Origin of the sequence: Mesorhizobium sp. M0601, from assembly GCF_040320845.1 — a bacterium.
Taxonomy (GTDB): Bacteria; Pseudomonadota; Alphaproteobacteria; order Rhizobiales; family Rhizobiaceae; genus Mesorhizobium.
The window spans coordinates 111862-131213 of sequence record NZ_JAMYQK010000008.1 but is presented as its reverse complement, the minus strand read 5'-3'; the positions used below and the strand labels follow the sequence as shown (position 1 = coordinate 131213).

Here is a 19352-nt window from a genome sequence, read left to right as displayed (position 1 = left end):
GATGACTGGAACGAAACGATCAAGCGAGGGGCTCGATGCCCGCCGCCGCAAGCTTCTGTTTCGTTCGTGGCACCGCGGCATGCGCGAGATGGACCTTATACTCGGCAGCTTCGCCGACGCCGAGATCGGCGCCTTGACCGGCGACGAAATCGACCAATATGAGAGGCTCCTCGACATTCCCGACACCGAATTCCTGCCTCTCGTCACTGGCGAACGCCCGGTTCCGGCGGATATCGACTGTGCCGTCCTGCAAAAAATCCTGGCTTCGCGCCGGGAGATGACCTTCTGAACAACGTGTAGCCATGAGCCTTATCCCTACGATCGGTCTGCCGAAAGGCCGCGCCGGCCAGTTCATCGTCGATGGCGTCGCCGACGGCTACGAAGCTTTTGCGCTGGTGCAGACTGCGCACGAGATCGCCCCTGACAAGCCGGTGCTGTTCGTGGCGCGCGACGGGCAGCGTCTGCCTGCGATCGTCGAGGCGCTTGCCTTTGCCGCGCCGGGCCTTCCGGTGCTGGAACTGCCGGCCTGGGACTGCCTGCCTTACGACCGCGTCTCGCCCGGCGCCGACGCCGCCGCAAGGCGGCTCGATGCGCTGGCAGCGATGATCGCGCTGGCGAAGAAGCCGCACCGCGCCGTCGTCCTCACCACGGCGAATGCGCTGTTGCAACGCATTCCGCCGGCTGAACTCGTCGAGGCGCAGACCTTCCACGCCAAACCCGGCAACCAGATAGACATGAACGTGCTGGTGTCGCGGCTGGAGAATTCCGGCTTCGAGCGAGTGCCGACGGTGCGCGGTATCGGCGAATTTGCGGTGCGCGGCGGCATTCTCGATCTCTTCGCGCCCGGCTGGACGGAGGCACTGCGCCTCGATTTCTTCGGCGATACGCTGGAATCGATCCGCGTCTTCGACACCGCAACCCAGCGCACCATCGGCCAACGCAAATCGATGGCGCTGCAGGCGATGAGCGAGGTGGCGCTGACGCCGGAAACCATCAGCCGTTTCCGCCGCGCCTACATCGAAGCCTTTGGTGCGCCCTCCCGCGACGATGGGCTCTATGCGGCGGTCAGCGAGGGCAGGCGGTTTGCCGGCATGGAGCACTGGCTGCCGTTCTTCTATGAGCGGCTGGAAACCGTCTTCGACTACCTGCCCGATGCGCCTGTGGTTTTCGACCATCTGGCGCATGAGGCACTGGCCGAGCGCCACACTCTAATCCTCGACCACTACGAAGCGCGCAAGAAGCAGGCCGACGGCGCCTTGAAGGACGCGGTGCCCTACAAGCCGGTGCCGCCGGATCTGCTCTATCTGTCGCCCGAGAACCTGATTGCCTCGCTTGGCCCGCGCGAGGCGATAGATTTCACGGCCTTCGACGCGCCCGATGCCGGCGCGAAAAAGGTGTTCCATGCCGGCTCGCGCCACGGCCGCAGCTTCGTCGAGGAACGCGCCGATCCTAACGCCAACGTTTTCGACGTCGTCGTCAAACACATTTCCGACGAGCGCGCTGGACGCCGCCGTGTCGTCGTCGCCGGCTGGACTGAAGGTTCGCTCGACCGGCTCGGCCAGATCCTGGTCGAGCATCACCTTGGCAATCTGAAGCCGGTGGCGACGCTTGCCGAAGCCGAAAGGCTTGAGCCAGGGCAGGCGGGACTGGCCGTGCTGCCGCTCGAATCCGGCTTCGAGACTGAGAAACTCGTCGTCGTCGCCGAGCAGGACATTCTCGGCGACCGGCTGATCCGGCGCTCGAAGCGCAAGAAGCCTGCGTCCGACTTCATCGCCGAGGCTTCGGCCTTGTCGTCAGGCGATATCGTCGTCCATGCCGACCATGGCATTGGCCGTTTCATCGGGTTGCGTACCATCGAGGCGGTTGGTGCGCCTCACGATTGCCTCGAGATCCACTATGCCGGCGACGATCGGCTATTCTTGCCGGTGGAAAACATCGAGTTGCTGTCGCGCTATGGCTCGGATTCGGCCGAGGCGACGCTCGACAAGCTTGGCGGTGGCGCCTGGCAATCGCGCAAGGCGCGGCTGAAGAAACGCCTGCTCGACATGGCCGGGCAGCTGATCCGCATTGCCGCCGAGCGGCAAATGCGGGCAGCACCGGCGCTGGTGCCGGCGGAAGGCCTCTATGGCGAGTTTGCAGCGCGTTTTCCCTATGAGGAGACCGATGACCAGCAGACCGCGATCGATTCAGTCGTGGATGATCTAGGCGCCGGAAAGCCGATGGACCGACTGATCTGCGGTGACGTCGGCTTCGGCAAGACCGAAGTTGCACTTCGCGCCGCCTTCATTGGGGCGATGGAAGGCTTTCAGGTGGCCATAGTGGTGCCGACGACATTGTTGTCGCGCCAGCATTTCAAGACTTTCTCGCAGCGCTTCTCCGGCCTGCCGATCCGCGTCGCCCAGGCCTCGCGGCTGGTCGGCGCCAAGGAATTGGCGGAGACCAAGAAGGGCATCGCCGAAGGCCAGATCGACATCGTCGTCGGCACGCATGCACTGCTCGGCTCCTCGATCTCGTTCAAGAATCTTGGTCTGCTGATCATCGACGAGGAGCAGCATTTCGGCGTCAAGCACAAGGAGCGGCTGAAGGATCTGAAGACCGACGTCCACGTTCTGACTTTGTCGGCGACGCCGATCCCACGCACGCTGCAGCTTGCCTTGACCGGCGTGCGCGAGTTGTCGCTGATCGCTACGCCGCCGGTCGACCGCCTGGCGGTGCGCACCTTCATCTCGCCCTTCGATCCGCTGGTCATCCGCGAGACGCTGCTCAGAGAACGCTACCGCGGCGGCCATTCCTTCTACGTCGTACCGCGCATCAGCGATCTCGCGGAAATCCATGATTTTCTGCGCGAATCTGTACCTGAGCTGAAAGTGGCGGTGGCCCATGGCCAGATGCCGCCCGGCGAGCTCGACGATATCATGAATGCCTTTTATGACGGCCAGTACGATGTGCTTTTGTCGACCACCATCGTCGAATCTGGCCTCGATATTCCGACTGCCAACACGCTGATTGTGCATCGCGCCGACATGTTCGGCCTGTCGCAGCTCTATCAGTTGCGTGGCCGCGTCGGCCGTTCGAAGGTGCGCGCCTATGCGCTGTTCACTCTGCCCGCCAACCGCAAGCTAACCGATACAGCCGAGCGTCGGCTGAAAGTGCTGCAGTCGCTCGATACGCTAGGCGCCGGTTTCCAGCTGGCCAGCCACGACCTCGATATCCGCGGCGCCGGCAATCTGCTTGGCGAAGAGCAGTCGGGCCACATCAAGGAGGTCGGCTTCGAGCTCTACCAGCAGATGCTGGAGGAGGCGGTGGCCGAAGTGAAGGATTCCGGCGAGGTGCAGGACGGCGGCTGGTCGCCGCAGATCGCCGTCGGCACGGCGGTGATGATCCCGGAAAGCTACGTCCCGGATCTGCAGCTCAGGCTGGCTCTCTATCGCCGTCTTGGCGATCTCGAAAATACGGAAGAGATCGATGCTTTCGGCGCCGAGCTGATCGACCGGTTCGGGCCGCTGCCGGAAGAGGTAAAGCATCTGTTGAAGATCGTCTTCATCAAGGCGCTTTGCCGCAAGGCCAACGTGGAGAAGCTCGACGCCGGGCCGAAAGGCGTCGTCATCCATTTCCGCAAGCGGGAATTCCCCAATCCGGTCGGGCTGGTCAAGCTCATCGGCGAACAGGGCTCGCTGGCCAAGATCCGACCCGACCAGAGCGTCGTCTTCAGCCGTGACTGGGCGACGCCCGAGAAGCGGCTGGCTGGCTCAGCGGTTGTCATGACGCAGCTGGCGCGGCTGGTGGAGAAGGCGGCGTAGCAGCGCGTCGCTGGTGCTCTGGGCACAGCCGCACCGGCACTTTCGCAGTGCCGTGCTCATTCGCCACGCGACCACTTCCGGTCTAGAATAGGAAATCGGCTTCGTGTATGGAGCCGCGACCCCATATGGGGCGGATTGGCGGGCGATGGCGTCCGTGTGAAAGAGCGTTAGGTGCTTCGATGACGAAATGGTCGCCGAATTCGTGGAGAGCTAAGCCGATCCAGCAGGTTCCTGCCTATCCGGATCTTGCCGCGCTGAGGAACACGGAAGCCCAGCTTGCCACGTTTCCGCCGTTGGTTTTTGCAGGTGAGGCACGCAAGCTGAAGAAGCAGCTTGCAGCCGTCGCTGCCGGTGACGCATTCCTTCTGCAGGGCGGCGATTGCGCCGAGAGCTTCGCCGAGCATGGCGCCGACAATATCCGCGACTTCTTCCGCGTCTTCCTGCAGATGTCGGTGGTGCTGACCTTCGCCGGCGCCCAGCCGGTGGTGAAGGTCGGCCGTGTCGCCGGCCAGTTCGCCAAGCCGCGCTCGTCCGACAATGAGACCAAGGGCGGTGTAACGCTGCCGAGCTATCGCGGCGACATCATCAATGGCATCGAGTTCGACGCCAAGTCGCGCATTCCCGATCCTGCAAGACAGGAGATGGCGTACCGCCAATCGGCGGCGACGCTCAACCTTTTGCGTGCCTTCGCCCAGGGCGGCTACGCCAGCCTGGAGAACGTGCATCAATGGATGCTCGGCTTCGTGTCCGACAGCCCGCAGGGCGAGAAATACGAATCGCTCGCCAACCGCATCACCGAGACGATGGACTTCATGAAGGCCGTCGGCATCACCTCGGAGACCAATTACGCGCTGCGCGAGACGGATTTCTACACCAGCCACGAAGCGTTGCTGCTCGGCTACGAGGAGGCGCTGACCCGCGTCGATTCGACCTCCGGCGACTGGTACGCCACCTCTGGCCACATGATCTGGATCGGTGATCGCACGCGCCAACCCGACCATGCGCATGTCGAATATTGCCGCGGCATCAAGAACCCGCTCGGGCTGAAATGCGGTCCGTCGCTGACGCCGGATGGCCTGTTGCAGCTCATCGACCTGCTCAATCCGGAGAACGAGCCCGGCCGGCTGACGCTGATCGCCCGCTTCGGCTCCGACAAGGTTGCCGACCATCTGCCCAAACTGCTGCGCGCGGTGCAGAAGGAAGGCCGCAGCGTGGTGTGGTCGTCCGACCCGATGCACGGCAATACGATCGAGGCCGCCGGCTACAAGACACGGCCATTCGACCGCATCCTGAAGGAGGTGCAGACCTTCTTCGAGGTGCACCGCGCCGAAGGCACGCATCCGGGCGGCATCCATGTCGAGATGACCGGCAAGAACGTCACGGAATGCACCGGTGGCGCCCGCGCCATCACCGCCGAAGAGCTGCAGGACCGCTACCACACCCATTGCGATCCGCGCCTCAACGCTGACCAGGCGATCGAGTTGGCGTTCCTGGTCTCCGATCTGCTCAAGAAGACCCATCCGGTCCAGCACAAGCAGGCCGTTAACGGCTGATATGATCTGAACTTTGATGTCATTGAAGAAGCGCCGGGCGAAAACCGGCGCTTTTTGTATTCAATCCCGCCGGTGTCGCATTTGCTCGTGCCTAACGCGCGCAAAACTGGAATCCTGCCAGGCGATGGCAATTGCATCGGGAGGCCGACATGGCTGAAAGTCACACCGGATCATGCTTGTGCGGGGCAGTGCGGTTCCAGACACTAGGACCGCTACGCGGTGTCGTCTACTGCCATTGCTCGCAGTGCCGGAAGCAGAGCGGGCATTTTTATGCGGCGACCAACGTTGCCGACCGCGACATTACAATCACCGGCGCGGAGAGCATCACCTGGTACGAGGCCTCTTCGTTCGCCAGGCGCGGCTTCTGCAAGACATGCGGCTCTCTGTTGTTCTGGAAGCCGAGCGATGACGGCTATGTTTCGGTGATGGCAGGGCTGTTCGACGCGCCAACTAGGCTCCAAGGCGAATGTCATATCTTCGTCGGCGACAAGGGCGATTATTACGCCATCGATGACGGGCTGCCGCAGTTCGAGAAGTCGACGCCGTCGATCAAGGTGGCAGACGGCTGATTCTTTGCAGAGGCCGCCTTATTCCCTTGGTCCAGCCATTGCGCTATCCCCTGCCGGTGATTCCGAAGGGTTTTGGCATGCAGCGACTGATCGACGCTTTTTACAATTCGGTGCGGGCGTTTCGCAAACTGGCCGCCGGCGAGGAGGCCTTCCAGCTGGAGCTGACGCTGCTCGTGCTTGCCTTGCCGCTCGGCTGGTTCCTTTCGGAATCGTGGCGCGGCTATGCGTTGCTGATCGGCGCGGTGCTGCTCATGATCATGATCGAGGTGCTGAACACCGGCATCGAGGCGGCATGCGACGCGTTCAGCCGCGAATTCAACGTCGATATCCAACTGGCCAAGGATTGCGGTTCGCTGGCGGTGCTGATTTCGGTGGTGATCGCTGCCGGGGTATGGGGCGTCGCCGTCATCGAGCGGATCCTCGGGGTACCGATCTGACGTTTCAGACACTACATGCAGGTCAACTGAGGGGCCCGACATGGCCGATACCACCGGATTTCTGTTGCTTGAACGTGAGGGCCTGCCGGACGATCTGCGCTGGCTGGTCGAAAAATATCCGCGCGAGGACTGGCAGGCGCATGCCAATATCCACGGCATAGCCAATATGTGGCTGCAGCGGCACGACATGTTCCGCGAGCTTGGCGGCATGCTCACCAATGGTATCGGCGATTATCGAGAAAGTAGGCTGAACGCGCCGGAATTCGCGCGCTGGTTCGCGCCGCGCCTCAACCATTTCCTCGGCAATCTCGACGGCCATCACAATGTCGAGGACCATCATTATTTCCCGGTCTTCGCCAGGGCCGAGACCCGTCTGAAGCGCGGCTTCGAGATTCTCGATGCCGATCACCACACAATCCATGAGGGACTGGAGCGCAATGCCGAGGCGGCAAATGCCTTCATCCGCACGCTTCAGAAGAGCGAAGACAAACAGCGTTTCGCCGCCGATGCCTATGCCGACGAGAACGGCCGGCTGATCGCCATGTTGACCCGGCATCTTGCCGACGAGGAAGACCTGATCATTCCGCTGATCCTCGAGAAGGGTGATCGCGCGCTCGGCATTGATTGACGATCAGCTTCCCTTGTGGAGTTCCTTCTTGGCGACGATATGGGCCGCGAGCCAGCCGAGGATGGCCACAACGAGGCCGATTGCCAGAGCGATCAGTAATCGCTCGTGACGAGCCAGCGCTTGGCCGACGATGTGCTCCGCGCCCAGCCCGAAGACATAACCGACAGTGCAGAACAGTGCCGCCCAGACCACCGATGAGATGGCGTTGAGGATGACGAAGCGCGCCGCCGCAATGCCCGACAGCCCGGCGGCGATGCCGCCGACCAGGCGGAGGCCATAGATGTAGCGGTTCGACAGCACGAAAATGTTGGGATGAGAGGTGACAAGGCGATAGGCGTGGCTGAAGCCCGGCCGGGCTCGGAGCCTGATCACGAATTTATGGTCGGCGAAGCTCCGTCCCAAGATGAAGAAGAACGTGTCGCCACCGAAGGCGCCGAGCGCGGCTGCGAGAAACGCCTGCCACGGGATGAAGACATGCTGATGCGCAAAAAAACCGCCAAGAATTGCGGCGCTTTCGCCCTCTGCGACGCAGCCCAGAAAAACCGCGACCAATCCATATTGCTCAATGAGACGATGGATGACTTCCGTCATGAAGACGTTCGCTGCTTCGACAGAATGTCGTCGATGCGCTTCACCTGCTCGGCCAGCCGGGCGATCTCGTCTCGCATGCCGATGATCTGGCTGTGGCGCAGTTCGTCGAGCTTTTCGTGTAACGCCATGATCTCGATCTCGGCCTTGAGATTAACCTCATAGTCGTGGGCGGCGTCGATTCGATCGCGCTCCGTCTGGCGGTTTTGCGCCATCATGATCACTGGCGCCTGCAGGGCGGCAACCATGGAAAGCACGAGATTGAGGAAGATGAAGGGATAGGGATCGAAGGCGGCGCGCGACAAGAGCCAGACATTGCCTGCCGTCCACAGGATCAGGAAGCCAATGAATGCCAGGATGAAGGACCAAGAGCCGCCGATCCGGGCGATGGTGTCGGCCAGGCGATCTCCAAACGTCTGGTGAAAGGCGACGGCCTTGTTGGTGTCCTTGGAGATCGTGGTGCGCTCGAGCGTAGATTGCAGTACCCGGCTTTCGAGCGCGCTGAGGCCGTCCGGCTTTCGCTTCAGCCAGCGGCTTGCCAGGTCCTCGATCGTTTTGTTCATCGTCGCCTCCGTCGTCCGCGATGAGGTAGAAGCTGCCGGTTCCTACGGGAAGTGGTAGATTGACGCGATGGGGTCAGGAAACAATGGTGGATTTTCAGAAAATTCGCGCCCGTGCAGCGAAGCGCAAAGGCGGTGAGGCAGCGCTGACGTCGCTGCTGGGTCCTATGCCCGACAATGCCGCGGTGGCAAGGATTACGGACGACCGGATCCTGTCGACCATGGCCGAGCGGGTTTTTGCCGCCGGCTTTGTCTGGCGCGTCATCGAGCAGAAATGGCCGGGTTTCGAGGAAGCATTTCTTGGCTTCGAGCCGAAGCGGCTGCTGTTCCAGCCTGACGATTTCTGGCACGATCTCACAGCCGACAAGCGCATCGTCCGCAATCCGCAGAAGATCAAATCCGTACGCGACAACGCAGCCTTCGTCGAGCGCGTGTCGAAGGAGCATGGCAGCTTCGGCAAGTTCCTGGCCAATTGGCCGGCGGATGACCAGGTCGGATTGATGGCCTATCTCGGCAAGCATGGCAGCCGGCTCGGCGGCAATACCGGCCAGTATTTTCTGCGCTGGCTGGAGTGGGACGCCTTCATCGTCTCGGCCGACATGGCGGCAGCGCTGCGCGACGCCGGGCTCGACCTCGCGCAGAGCCCGACATCGAAGAAGGACCTGGACAAGATCCAAGTGCAGATAAACGCCTGGGCGGCGGAAACCGGGCTGCCGCGCCGGCACATTTCGCGCATTCTGGCAATGTCGATCGGCGAGAACCATCCGCCGGAAGCCTTGCGCGAATATATGGGCGAATAGGATCGACTGTTTGGTCCAAACGAACGCCATTGCCCGACGAATTTTGCCGCGCTAAACCCACGGGCATGATAGACAAGACCGCTCCAGACATATTGCGCATCGCCGTCGCCCAGCTCAATCCGACGGTCGGCGACGTCGCCGGCAATCTTGCCAAGGCACGCGAGGCGAGGGCGGATGCCGCCCGCCAAGGCGCCGACCTCGTGCTGTTTACCGAGCTTTTCCTTGCCGGCTATCCGCCTGAGGATCTGGTGCTGAAGCCTGCCTTCCTGAAGGCCTGCGAGCGGGCGGCGCAGGATTTCGCCGGCGATACCGCCGACGGCGGCCCGGGTTTCGTCATCGGCACGCCGTTGAAGCGCAAGACCGGCACGCACAATTCGATCATCTTTGCCGACGGCGGCAAGATCCTTGCCGAACGCTACAAGCTCGATCTGCCGAATTACGGTGAGTTCGACGAGAAGCGCGTCTTCCAGGCCGGCCCCGAGATCCAGGGGCCGGTCAATTTCCGCGGCGTACGCGTGGGAGTGCCGATCTGCGAAGATATCTGGGGCGAGGTTGCCGTCTGCGAGACGCTGGCCGAAAGCGGCGCGGAAATCCTGCTGGTCCCGAACGGCTCGCCCTATTACCGCGGCAAGGTCGACGTCCGCCACCAGATCGTTATCCGCCAGGTCATCGAATGCGGACTGCCGATTATCTATGCCAACCAGCTTGGCGGTCAGGACGAGCTGGTTTTCGATGGCGCATCGTTTGCCATAGGTTCTGACAAGACGCTGGCCTTCCAGATGAGCCAGTTCGAGGAGACGGTCAACGTCACCACCTGGAAGCGAAAGAATGACATCTGGGTCTGCTCTGACGGACCGATGTCGAAAATCCCGGAGAAGGAGGAGGCCGACTACCGCGCCTGCATGTTGGGCCTGCGCGATTACGTCAACAAGAACGGCTTCAAGAATGTCGTGCTCGGCCTCTCAGGCGGCATCGATTCGGCGATCTGCGCGGCACTTGCCGTCGACGCGCTCGGCGAGGAACGGCTGCGCGCCGTGATGATGCCTTACCGCTACACTTCGAAGGACTCGCTCAAGGATGCCGAGGACTGCGCCCGCGCACTCGGCTGCCGCTACGATATCGTGCCGATCTTCGAGCCGGTCGAAGGTTTCCTGCACGCGCTGACGCAGCTTTTCGAGGGCACCAAGGAAGGTATTACCGAGGAGAACCTGCAGAGCCGTGCACGTGGCACTATCCTGATGGCGATTTCCAACAAGTTCGGCTCGATGGTGGTCACCACCGGCAACAAAAGCGAGATGTCGGTCGGCTACGCGACGCTCTACGGCGACATGAATGGCGGCTTCAATCCGATCAAGGATCTTTACAAGATGCAGGTCTATGCATTGTCGCGTTGGCGCAACGCGCATGTGCCGCCGGGTGCGCTCGGTCCGTCCGGCGAGGTGATCCCGACCAACATCATCGACAAGGCGCCCTCGGCGGAACTGCGAGAGAACCAGACCGACCAGGATTCGCTGCCGCCCTATCCAGTGCTCGATGACATATTGGAGTGTCTGGTCGAGAACGAGATGGGCGTCGACGAGATCGTTGCGCGCGGCCATGACCGGGCGACGGTGGCGCGTGTCGAGCACCTGCTTTACGTCGCAGAATACAAGCGCCGGCAGGCGGCGCCCGGCGTGAAGATCACCAGGAAGAACTTTGGCCGCGATCGCCGTTATCCCATCACCAACCGGTTCAGGGATCGCGGGTAGGCCATTGGCCTGCGTAACGGTTTAGCCATGGCCGACCTTGAAATCAGCTTTGACCCGTCGCGGATCGACTTCCGGGCGACGTCCGACATTTTGAAGGAGAGCTATTGGGGCAGCGGCCGCAGCGATGAACTGCACCGCCGCGCTTTTGCCAACTCACTGTGCGTCGGCGCCTATGTCGGCGGCAATCAGGTCGGCTTCGGCCGGGCGATCACCGACCGTACGGTATTTGCCTATCTCGCCGACATAATTGTCTGGCCCGGGTATCGCGGACAAGGCATCGGAACCCGGCTTGTCCAGGCGCTTATCGACCACTCGGACGTCAAGACGGTCACGCATTGGAGCCTGTCGACCAACGACGCCCATGCGGTTTACGAGAAGCTCGGCTTCAGGCCTTCCACCGATGGCCGCTATATGCGCCTCGACCGCATCCCGGCAACCTGAACAGAGGCAGCGCACAACCCGCGATTGTTGCAAAATCGTCTCACTGCTTGGACCAGATGCGCTTTTGGCTATCTACTGACTTGGCGCGGCGTTGAGGCGTCTCTATAAACACCTCTCCGCGATTCCCCTTCAGGAGGAACCGAATGCCAGGATTTGACATCGTTATGCGAGGCTGCGAAGCCTAGGTCTTGGTCAGTGCGCCGCGAGATAGCCTCGCGGCAAGGCTGAACCGAGGCAGGTATTTCGCCGCTGCCGGTCGCCGCCCCTCTACAGGGCCGCCAAATACGCCAAACCTCCGCATCTCCGGGCGCCAAACGGCGCCGACGCGGTTTTTCAATTTCTACTTTCGTGGGATCGGGCTCGTTTGCGCCCGAATGACATCATGACTCGTTTTCGAATAGATTTGCGCGCGGGCGCCTTTCGCAGCGTTCTTGGCTTCACGCTCAGCCATTGGCGGTGTCAGCCGTGGCGGCTTGCCGGCATTATGGGCACATTCCTGCTGTCGACCTTGGCCGACGTGCTGACGCCGCTCTATTCCGGCCGGCTGGTGGATGCCGTCGCCAGCAGTGCTGCGGCCGACGATGTTGCGTGGAACGCGGCGACAGCGGCCTTTTCGATGCTGGTGGCCCTGGCGCTCACCGGTGTCGTGCTGCGCAATCTCGCCTTCATGGCCATTGTCGAGCTGACGTTGAAGATGATGGCGGATATCGCCGCCGACGCCTTCCACCGCGTCCAGCGCTTCTCCACCGACTGGCACGCCAACAGCTTCGCCGGATCGACGGTGCGCAAGATAACGCGCGGCATGTGGGCGCTCGACCTGCTCAACGACACGATCCTGATCGCGCTGCTGCCATCGGTCGTCATGCTCGTCGGCTCGACGCTGCTGCTTGGCTGGTTCTGGCCGCTGATGGGTGCTGTCGTCGCCACCGGTTCGGTTCTGTTCATCGCGGTGACGACGATGCTGTCGCTTGGCTATGTGGCGCCCGCGGCAAGGCTTGCCAATGCGTGGGATACACGGCTCGGCGGCTCGCTGGCCGACGCGGTAAGCTGCAACGCCGTGGTCAAGGGTTTTGGCGCCGAGGAACGCGAGGAGACGCGGCTTGCCGAGGTCGTCGCCAAATGGCGCGGTCGCACGCGCCGCACCTGGATGCGCGGCACCGTCAACGGCACCACGCAAGGGACGATGCTGCTGCTTTTGAGGGCAGCGGTCATCGGGTTCTCCCTGCTGTTGTGGTCGTGGGGGCAGGCGAGCGCCGGCGATGTCGCCTTCGTGCTGACCTCATTCTTCGTGCTGCAAGGCTATCTGCGCGACATCGGCACACATATCCGCAATCTGCAGCGCTCGATCAACGACATGGAGGAACTGGTCGACTTCCAGTCCGAACCACTCGGCATCGAGGATCGGCCCGGAGCCAAACCGATCCGGATCACCGATGGCCGTATCACCTTCGACAATGTCACGTTCCACTATGGCAGCCACCGCCTGCCGCTCTATCGCGACTTTTCGGTGGACATCGCGCCGGGCGAACGGGTTGGGCTGGTTGGCCATTCGGGCTCCGGCAAGACGACATTCGTCAAGCTGATCCAGCGCCTCTACGACGTGACTGCGGGCAATATCCTGATCGACGGCCAGGATATTGCGAATGTGGCGCAGGCGTCGCTGCGCGCACAGATCGCAATCGTCCAGCAGGAGCCGATCCTGTTTCACCGGTCGCTGGCCGAAAACATCGCCTATGCTCGGCCGGCCGCCACGCAGGCCGAGATCGAGCACGCGGCGCGATTGGCCAGCGCGCATGACTTCATTGCCAATTTGCCGAAAGGCTATGGCACGCTGGTCGGCGAGCGTGGCGTAAAGCTATCGGGTGGTGAGCGTCAGCGCGTTGCAATCGCACGCGCCTTTCTTGCCGATGCGCGCATTCTCATCCTGGATGAGGCAACGTCGAGCCTCGATTCGGAATCGGAGGTGCTGATCCAGCAGGCGATGGAGCGGTTGATGGTCGGCCGCACGACGCTGGTCATTGCCCACCGGCTGTCGACGGTGCGGGCGCTGGACAGGCTTTTGGTGTTCGATCGCGGCCGCATCGTCGAAGAGGGCTCGCATGACCAACTGATCCGGCTGCAAGGCGGCATCTACCGCCGGCTGTTCGAACGCCAGGCGCTTGAACTGACCAAAGGCCTGGTGATCTGACGGTTGCGGTGCCGCGCGTCTTGATAGACGTGCGGCGCTGCAGTCTTTTCTTCGCCTTTGTCATGTTCTATGTCTGCCGCCGAGCGCGGGGGCGCGTCTTGTCAACAGCAAAACCATCCGGTACGCCCCGCTCATGACAGTTACCGTCCGTTTCGCCCCGTCACCGACCGGCCGCATCCATATCGGCAATGCGCGCACCGCTTTGTTCAATTGGCTGTTCGCCATCAAGAACAAAGGCCGCTTCATCCAGCGCTTCGACGACACCGACGTCGCCCGTTCGACGCAGGAGTTTTCCGACGCTATCCTATATGACCTGCATTGGCTGGGCATCTTCCCCGATGCCACGGAGTACCAGTCGCGGCGGGTCGAAATCTACGATGCCGCACTGGAGAGGCTGAAGGAGGCGCGCCTCGTCTATGCTTGCTATGAGACGCCTGAAGAGCTCGACCTGAGGCGCAAGGTGCGCCGCACGCGTGGCCTGCCGCCAGTCTATGGCCGCGAGGCGCTGACGCTGGCACCCGAGCAGGTGGCGGAATATGAGGCCGATGGCCGGCGGCCGCACTGGCGCTTTCTGCTGCCCAACTTCAGCAGCGATCCGCTACAGCCGGAGCGCACCGAAATCGACTGGAACGACCTGGTGCGCGGCGAAGAGACCGTCGACCTCGCCTCGCTTTCAGACCCGGTTCTGCGGCGTGAGGACGGCACCTACCTCTACACATTGCCTTCGGTTGTCGACGACATCGACATGGGCGTCAGCCATGTCATTCGCGGCGACGACCACGTCACCAATACCGGCGTCCAGATAGCCCTGTTCCGAGCACTTGGCGCGGAGCCGCCGGTGTTCGGCCACCACAATCTCCTGACAACGGCATCAGGCGAGGGACTTTCGAAGCGCACCGGCGCGCTGTCCATCCAGAGCCTGCGTGAGAGCGGCATCGAGCCGATGGCGATCGCTTCGCTGGCGGTGCTCGTCGGCACCTCGGAAAACGTCGTGGCGGTGCCAACGATGGCCGAGCTAGTCGAGCGCTTCGATCCGGCTGCAACATCGAAATCCGCCGCCAAATTCGACCCGGACGAGCTCTTCGTGCTCAACCGCACGCTGCTGCATCACATGCCGTTTTCCGAGGCGCGCGACCGGCTGATCGTGCTCGGCATCTCCGGCGAACAGGCCGAGTCTTTCTGGCTGGCCGTGCGCGGCAATCTCGACAGGCTGGCCGATGCGGCGATCTGGTGGCGTACGCTTCGAGACGGTCCAGAGGAGCCGGCGGAGTTTTCCGACGAGGACCGCGACTTTCTTCGCCAGGCATTCGAGTTGCTGCCGGAAGAGCCTTGGAACGGCACCGTCTGGAAGGACTGGACGGGCAAGATCCGAGCGGCGAGCGGCCGTAAGGGCAAGGCGCTGTTCATGCCGCTCAGGCTGGCGCTTACGGGACAGCCTTCGGGTCCGGAGCTTGCAGATCTGTTGCCGCTGCTGGGTCGGGAAGGAACGTTGGCCCGACGACCCTGACCTTGCGCTGCTCCGGCGGCGGCAGCGATGTCGGCGAGGGCACAGGTTTGACAGCAAGCCGTTTGATCGCCTCACGGTCGAGGCCGCCTTCTGCATTGGCCAAGGTCTCCGGGTCGGCGGCCGGATCAGGCCTAGCAACCGGCAGCGGAACGAACGGGGTGGTCGCCACGTTCGCCTCAGATTGTCCCGGGGTTGGCGGGTTGCCGGCAATGATCTCGAAATTTTGCCCCGCATTGCAGCCGCAGGTCGGCGGCCGCGGCATGTCGGATTGCTTGTAGAGGTAGGCCGTCGGCAGTTCGATATAAGGCCTGCCCGTCACCGAAGACGTCATCGACGCCGAATCGCTGTTCACGCCGCGCGTGTAGAAAACCTGCATCTCGGTGCCGGGGCAGCTCGATTCGCAATTCTTCTGATCGCGCTCGAAATCGCCCAGCGAGGCAGCATTCGACATCGGGAAGAAATAGCCGTCGCAGGTCCGCACACACATGGTGCGGAATTCGCCTTGGGGCTGGCCCATGTCGGCGCTGTTGAGCACGGTGCGGATGTTGCCCGGCTGGCTCAGTTCTTCAGCCTGGTCGGCCTCTTCGGGCTGACTGCCCAAAAGCTGGTCGAGCAGGTTTCGCTTGCCGTTTTCACGGTTGGCTTCGCGGACCGGCGGGGGCGTCGGCGCCGCCGCATCATCGCGGCAGCCATTGGCGTCAAGCAACGTCAATATGCGCGCACGATCACGTCGCGAACCACCGCCGGCAAGGTCGCCGCGCTTGGCCTGCAGGGCGTCGAGATTGGCTGCCATGCGATCGATGGTGGCGTCGAGTGCTGCGCATGCGTTGGCGTTGCGGCGAGACAGCGAAAAGCCGCAGCCGGCGCTGCTGGCCTGCCTGACGGCCTTTGAAATCTGCTGGCGCTGCCGGACGATTGCGTCGTCATATTTCCTGAGCAATGCCGGTTTGCCGCCGCCACCACGAGAAGCGGCGGCAAGATCGGCTTCAAGCTGGCGGCAGAGGCGGGAAGCGGCCTGTGCCTGAGTGGCGGCAATGCCGCACAGCACCACGGCGCCGAGCAGCGCAGCGGCCCGCGTCAGCTTCCAACTTGCGCCCGTCATCCCTCCGGAACTCCGACTGCCTGTCGTTCAGAAAGCTACCGCGCTTGCGGTTAACCGTTTGTTTAGCATACCGCCGATTCCGCCTTCAGCCCAAATCGGCGATGGCTTGCGCCTTGTGCGCGGCTTCGATCACGACCGGTGCTGTCATATCGACTACGCCACACGACATATTCGGACAGAGCCAGATCCGCGACATCCTGGCGTTGCACGAAAAAAGGCGTATTCGCCCAGAAGAATGCCCGGATCCAGCAATGCCCGGAGGCTTGGCATGACCGCGATTACCCGTCGAGCCGCACTGCAATTTGGTCTTTTGTGCCTGGCGATGCCGGTTGCCTTGGCGCAGGAAAAGCCCATCACGCCGGATTGGGGTACCAAATTGGTCGAAGCTGCCCGTGAGCAGATCGGCGTCACCACACTCTACGATCCGACCTATACACGCCTGGCCTATCCGGGCGGGGACGTTGAGCCCGAGCGGGGTGTGTGCACGGATGTCGTGATCCGTGCCTATCGCCGCGCCTTCGATCTCGACCTGCAAAAATTGGTGCATGAGGATATGCGGGCCAATTTTGCCGCCTATCCGAAGGCTTGGGGCTTGAAAGCGCCGGACCGCAACATCGACCACCGCCGTGTGCCCAATCTTGCGGTCTATTTCGAGCGGCGCGGTGCCGCCTTGCCCGTCAGCCAAGACCCCGCCGATTATCGGCCTGGGGATCTCGTCGCCCAGATGCTGCCCGGCAATCTGCCGCATATTGCCATCGTGTCGTCCAATCGCTCCACATTGGTACCGACAAGAAGACTGGTCATTCACAATATCGGCGGCGGCGCCAGGGAAGAGGACACTTTGTTTGCCTTCAGGCAGACAGGGCATTTCCGGTTCAAGCCAATCTGAGAAGGCCCATGGCTAGCCCAGCTCGACGATGGCTTGCGCCTTATGCGCGGCTTCGACCACTGCCAGTGCCGTCATGTTGACGACACCGCGCGACGTCACCGACGGCGTCAATATGTGCGCCGGGCTGTCGGTGCCGAGCAGGATCGGGCCGACATGCAGCGCGTCCATCATCGTGCGCAGCGCGGTCAGCGTGATGTTCGCCGAATCGAGATTGGGGAACACCAGCAGATTGGCTTCGCCCTTCAGCCGCGAATGCGGATAGACGCGCTGGCGCAGCTGCTCCGACAGTGCCGAGTCGGCATGCATCTCGCCGTCGCATTGCAGGTCGGGCGCGATGCGCGCCAGGATCGCCGCCGCCTGCCGCATCTTCATGGCGCTTGGCGAATCGCGGGAGCCGAAATCCGAATGCGAAAGCAGGGCTGCCTTGGGCTCGATGCCAAAACGCTGAATCTCCTCGGCCGCCAGAACGGTCATCTCCGCAATCTCCTCGGCGGTCGGATCGACGGAGACATGGGTATCGGTGAGGAAAATGATGCCGCGCTGCGAAATCAGCATGGAAAGCGTCGACAGGTCGCGATCCCTAATGCCGGCGCGTGGCCCGATGATCAGCGTGACGTTGCGCAAATGGCGCTCGAAACGGCCCTCAAGGCCACAGACCATGGCGTCGGCGTCGCCGCGCTTCAGGGCAAGGGCGGCGATCACCGTATTGTCGGTGCGCACCATGGTGCGTGCCGCTTCCGTAGTCACCCCACGGCGGCCGGCAAGCTCGATCAAAAGGTCGACATAGTGGCGGTAACGCGGATCATCTTCCGGGTTGATCAGGCCGAAATCGACGCCCGGCTTGATGCGCAGCCCATAGCGTTTCAACCGCACCTCGATGACGTGCGGGCGGCCGATCAGGATCGGTTCGGCTATGCCTTCCTCGAGCACGACCTGCGCGGCGCGAAGCACGCGCTCGTCCTCGCCGTCGGCATAGATGACGCGCTTGGCGCTTGACGTCTTGGCCATCGAGAACACGGGCTTCATGACCAGGCCGGAGCGGAAGACGAAGCGGTTCAGCTTGTCGATATAGGCGGCGAAATCGGTGATCGGCCGGGTCGCGACGCCGGTCTCGCAGGCTGCCTTGGCAACGGCGGGGGCAATGCGCAGGATCAGCCGCGGATCGAAAGGCGAGGGGATCAGGAACTCCGGGCCGAAGATCGGCGTCTCGCCGGAATAGGCGCGCGCGGCAACGTCGGACGGCTCTTCGCGGGCAAGCGCTGCGATCGCCCGAACGGCGGCCATTTTCATCTCTTCGTTGATGGCACTTGCGCCGCAATCCAGCGCGCCACGGAAGATGTAAGGAAAACAGAGTACGTTATTGACTTGATTGGGGAAATCGGAGCGGCCGGTGCAGATCATCGCATCGGGTCGCGCCGCCCGTGCCGCTTCCGGCATGATCTCGGGATTGGGGTTGGCCAGCGCCAGGATCAACGGCTTGGGCGCCATGTGGTGCAGCAATTCCGTCTTCAGCACGCCGGCGGCAGACAGGCCGAGAAACACGTCGGCGCCGGGCAGAACGTCGGCCAGCGCGCGCGCCTCGGTGTCCTTCACATAAGGGTCTTTCCAGCGGTCCATCTCCTCGACGCGGCCCTTATGGGCGACGCCGAACCGGTCGGTGACCCAGATGTTTTCGACCCGCGCGCCGAGCGAGACCAGAAGGTTGAGGCAGGCGAGCGCCGCAGCACCTGCGCCCGACGTGACGATCTTGATGTCCGAGATCGACTTGCCGGCGAATTCCAGCCCGTTGAGCACGGCGGCAGCGACGATGATGGCGGTGCCGTGCTGGTCGTCATGGAAGACCGGTATGCCCATGCGCGCTTTCAACTGCTCCTCGACCTCGAAGCATTCAGGCGCCTTGATGTCTTCCAGGTTGATGCCGCCGAAGGTCGGCTCCAGTGCCGAGATCGTCTCGACCATGCGCTCGATGCCCGGTGCATCGATCTCGATGTCGAAAACGTCGATGCCGGCGAATTTCTTGAACAGCACCGCCTTGCCTTCCATCACCGGCTTGGAGGCGAGCGGACCGATATTGCCGAGGCCCAGCACCGCCGAACCGTTGGTGACAACGCCGACCAGATTGGCGCGGGCTGTATAGTCGGCAGCGGTTGCCGGGTCGTCGCGGATTTCAAGGCAGGGGGCAGCTACACCCGGCGAATAGGCAAGCGCCAGGTCGCGCTGATTGCCCAGTGGCTTCGTCGCCTGGATTTCCAGCTTTCCGGGACGGGGGTGCTTATGGAAATAGAGCGCTGCTTCGTCGAGGTCGGATCGAGCCGCCTTCTTGCTTTCGCCTGTCATGACGGCCGCCTCCTCAGTTCAGTCCGTTTGATGTTTTGAGTCTCTTAGCATGCAGCCGAGGCTTTTCGAGAGGTGATATGTCGCAAGCGCGAGCTTACGGCTTGCACCGCCCGCCGGCCTGTACGGTCTGCCATTGAAATGTTGGGGCGATAGGCGCGTTGCTGGAGCGAGCTGCGAGCCGAATGTCTGCTTCAGGTGGTTTGCG

16 protein-coding genes are annotated in these 19352 nt (G+C 62.5%); 12 read left to right on the top strand and 4 right to left on the bottom strand.

All coding sequences use genetic code 11. The features are described from left to right. The first annotated feature begins 1 nt into the window (after position 1). The 6 genes from NKI41_RS10970 (at position 2) to NKI41_RS10945 (ending at position 6987) form a co-directional block, all read left to right on the top strand. On the top strand, positions 2-289 hold the full coding sequence (locus NKI41_RS10970) for an FAD assembly factor SdhE (RefSeq protein ID WP_023680023.1): 288 nt from the start codon (positions 2-4) through the stop codon (positions 287-289). A gap of 13 nt (positions 290-302) precedes the next feature. Then, entirely contained in the window at positions 303-3800 is a 3498-nt protein-coding gene (gene mfd, locus NKI41_RS10965) for a transcription-repair coupling factor (protein ID WP_352682931.1), read from the top strand. A gap of 179 nt (positions 3801-3979) precedes the next feature. Further along, positions 3980-5353, top strand: a complete 1374-nt coding sequence (locus NKI41_RS10960; protein WP_352540630.1) for a class II 3-deoxy-7-phosphoheptulonate synthase — start codon at positions 3980-3982, stop codon at positions 5351-5353. Positions 5354-5502: 149 nt separating this feature from the next. Next, positions 5503-5922 (top strand): GFA family protein, encoded by a 420-nt coding sequence (locus NKI41_RS10955; RefSeq protein ID WP_352682929.1) that lies wholly within the window; start codon positions 5503-5505, stop codon positions 5920-5922. A gap of 77 nt (positions 5923-5999) precedes the next feature. Next, positions 6000-6359: a diacylglycerol kinase gene (locus NKI41_RS10950; protein ID WP_352471749.1), complete on the top strand. Its 360-nt coding sequence runs from the start codon at positions 6000-6002 to the stop codon at positions 6357-6359. A gap of 40 nt (positions 6360-6399) precedes the next feature. Beyond that, on the top strand, positions 6400-6987 hold the full coding sequence (locus NKI41_RS10945) for a hemerythrin domain-containing protein (protein ID WP_352502472.1): 588 nt from the start codon (positions 6400-6402) through the stop codon (positions 6985-6987). 3 nt (positions 6988-6990) lie between these two features. Here NKI41_RS10945 and NKI41_RS10940 read toward each other — a convergent pair whose 3' ends face one another. Beyond that, positions 6991-7578 (bottom strand): DedA family protein, encoded by a 588-nt coding sequence (locus tag NKI41_RS10940; RefSeq protein ID WP_352502473.1) that lies wholly within the window; start codon positions 7576-7578, stop codon positions 6991-6993. Continuing rightward, complete coding sequence (locus NKI41_RS10935) at positions 7575-8138, bottom strand: DUF1003 domain-containing protein (protein WP_023680015.1); 564 nt, start codon at positions 8136-8138, stop codon at positions 7575-7577. Before NKI41_RS10935 ends, NKI41_RS10940 begins: the two co-directional genes overlap by 4 nt. Positions 8139-8221: 83 nt before the next feature. On the opposite strand from NKI41_RS10935, the gene NKI41_RS10930 reads away from it, so the two are divergent. The 5 genes from NKI41_RS10930 to gltX all read left to right on the top strand — a co-directional run bounded on the left by NKI41_RS10930 (position 8222) and on the right by gltX (position 14819). Further along, on the top strand, positions 8222-8935 hold the full coding sequence (locus NKI41_RS10930) for a DNA-3-methyladenine glycosylase I (RefSeq protein ID WP_352682926.1): 714 nt from the start codon (positions 8222-8224) through the stop codon (positions 8933-8935). Positions 8936-9000: 65 nt separating this feature from the next. Further along, positions 9001-10683 (top strand): NAD+ synthase, encoded by a 1683-nt coding sequence (locus NKI41_RS10925; protein WP_352682924.1) that lies wholly within the window; start codon positions 9001-9003, stop codon positions 10681-10683. A 27-nt stretch (positions 10684-10710) separates the two neighbouring features. Further along, a complete protein-coding gene (locus NKI41_RS10920) occupies positions 10711-11124 on the top strand; it encodes a GNAT family N-acetyltransferase (protein ID WP_352682922.1) in 414 nt (137 codons plus the stop codon). A 382-nt stretch (positions 11125-11506) separates the two neighbouring features. Next, a complete protein-coding gene (locus NKI41_RS10915; RefSeq protein WP_352613797.1) occupies positions 11507-13312 on the top strand; it encodes an ABC transporter ATP-binding protein in 1806 nt (601 codons plus the stop codon). A gap of 133 nt (positions 13313-13445) precedes the next feature. Then, the gene (gene gltX, locus NKI41_RS10910; RefSeq protein ID WP_352682920.1) at positions 13446-14819 is read left to right on the top strand and encodes a glutamate--tRNA ligase; all 1374 of its coding nucleotides are present in this window, start codon (positions 13446-13448) and stop codon (positions 14817-14819) included. Here the strand turns inward: gltX and NKI41_RS10905 are convergent. Beyond that, positions 14737-15921, bottom strand: a complete 1185-nt coding sequence (locus NKI41_RS10905) for a DUF2865 domain-containing protein (protein WP_352682918.1) — start codon at positions 15919-15921, stop codon at positions 14737-14739. The two genes, gltX and NKI41_RS10905, sit on opposite strands and share 83 nt — an antisense overlap. A 115-nt stretch (positions 15922-16036) precedes the next feature. On the opposite strand from NKI41_RS10905, the gene NKI41_RS10900 reads away from it, so the two are divergent. Beyond that, positions 16037-16810 (top strand): DUF1287 domain-containing protein, encoded by a 774-nt coding sequence (locus NKI41_RS10900; RefSeq protein ID WP_352682965.1) that lies wholly within the window; start codon positions 16037-16039, stop codon positions 16808-16810. 12 nt (positions 16811-16822) lie between these two features. Here NKI41_RS10900 and NKI41_RS10895 read toward each other — a convergent pair whose 3' ends face one another. Next, the gene (locus NKI41_RS10895; RefSeq protein ID WP_352682916.1) at positions 16823-19147 is read right to left on the bottom strand and encodes an NADP-dependent malic enzyme; all 2325 of its coding nucleotides are present in this window, start codon (positions 19145-19147) and stop codon (positions 16823-16825) included. Positions 19148-19352 lie beyond the last annotated feature (205 nt).